Raw genomic sequence first — 1571 nt, 5'->3', positions numbered from 1 at the left:
GAGGGATTTAACAAAAGAGGAGTTGATGGAGTATACATCATTTTGTCAGTTATTGCCGGGAGCTTCATCCACCCAAACCCTTACACTAATAGGGTACAAACGTGGCGGTGTACCCTTGGCTGTTTTAACTTTAATTATTTGGATTTTACCTGCCTGTTTTTTAATGGGTGCTTTATCTTTTTTGGTTACAGGTATTGGAAAAGACAAATTAAATACCAGCATCTTCCAGTTTATTCAGCCAATGGCTATTGGTTTTTTGGTTTATGCAGCTTTTAAAGCATTTAAAATTTCTATAAATAATTTTATTACACAAATAATAATGCTGTTGGCTATGGCGGCTACCTACTTTTTATTTAAAACGCCATGGGTATTTCCTGCTCTAATAATAGCAGGTGGTATTGCTACAAATTTCAGCAGCAAACGTATTCCGCAAAAAGAAGTTATTAAACCAAAACAGGTAAGGTGGACAAATATCTGGCTGTTTGGTTTAATTTTTTTAGTTGCCGCTTTTTTGAGTGAGGCTGCAAGAAAACAAAATTGGGAGAACCGCAAATCGTATAACCTGTTTGAAAATTTTTATCGCTTTGGTAGTATTGTTTTTGGTGGAGGAGATGTGTTGATTCCTTTAATGCTTGATCAATATGTTGCAAGGCCAACTTCAGAACGGATGCAAAAGAAAGATCAAAATGTTATACGTATTGAAAGAGAGGAATTGTTAACCGGCGCCGGAATGGTTCGGGCAATACCCGGGCCTGTTTTTTCAATTGCTTCTTTTACCGGAGGTATGGCGATGAAAAATGAAGGAAAAGAAATGCAACTTTTGGGTTGCATAATCGGGGCTGTTGCAATTTTTTTACCCAGCGCTTTATTAGTTTTGTTTTTCTTTCCCGTTTGGCAATACTTAAAAAAATATGTGGTGGTTTATCGTGCCCTGGAAGGTATTAATGCTGTAGTGGTGGGTATTATGTGGGCTGCAACTTTATACTTATTAAAAGATGTTTCAATTATTTCTTTTGATGCGTTAAGCTTTTTAAATATTGGGGTAATTGCAGGAACTTTTTTAATACTTCAGTTAACTAAAATACCTGCACCTTTTATTGTTATATTTTGTTTAGGATTAGGCTGGTTATTTTAATTACACTTTATAATAGCCGTTTCTTTCAATTTCCTCTTTAACCACATCGGGTACCAGAAACCGGATAGATTTTTTTTCTTTTATCAAACTTCGAATACGGGTGCTTGATATATCCAGAAGCGGAGCTTCCATCACAATAATTTTAGCACCAAAGGTTTCAGTAATTTCAAACCCCGGCCTTTTATAAATGTAAAATGAGTAATTTTTTATCAGGAGCTGATAATTCTTCCACTTATCTAAATTTTGAAAGCCATCGCTGCCCATAATAATGGCAAATTTATTTTCGGGATGTTTTTCTGTAAGATAAGCAAGCGTATCAACCGTATAAGATGGCTTTGGTAATTTAAATTCCACATTGCTGCTTCTTAGTTTTGTTTCACCATCAATAGCGATATTCACTAAGTGCAACCGCTGATATTCATTTAATAATGAGGCA

Annotated in this window: 2 protein-coding genes; one reads left to right on the top strand and one right to left on the bottom strand. The window is 35.4% G+C overall.

The window, feature by feature from the left end; all coding sequences use genetic code 11:
* Positions 1-1135: chromate transporter (locus tag ACY651_RS09920; RefSeq protein ID WP_462252217.1), on the top strand; the 1135-nt coding region annotated here is incomplete at its 5' end.
* Here ACY651_RS09920 and ACY651_RS09915 read toward each other — a convergent pair.
* Positions 1136-1571: nicotinate-nicotinamide nucleotide adenylyltransferase (locus ACY651_RS09915; protein ID WP_462252215.1), on the bottom strand; the 436-nt coding region annotated here is incomplete at its 5' end.

The sequence above is a fragment of the Ferruginibacter sp. genome (assembly GCF_031391665.1).
Lineage (GTDB): Bacteria > Bacteroidota > Bacteroidia > Chitinophagales > Chitinophagaceae > Ferruginibacter.
Note: the sequence above shows the minus strand (reverse complement) of the source record. Positions and strands in the feature narration are given on the sequence as shown.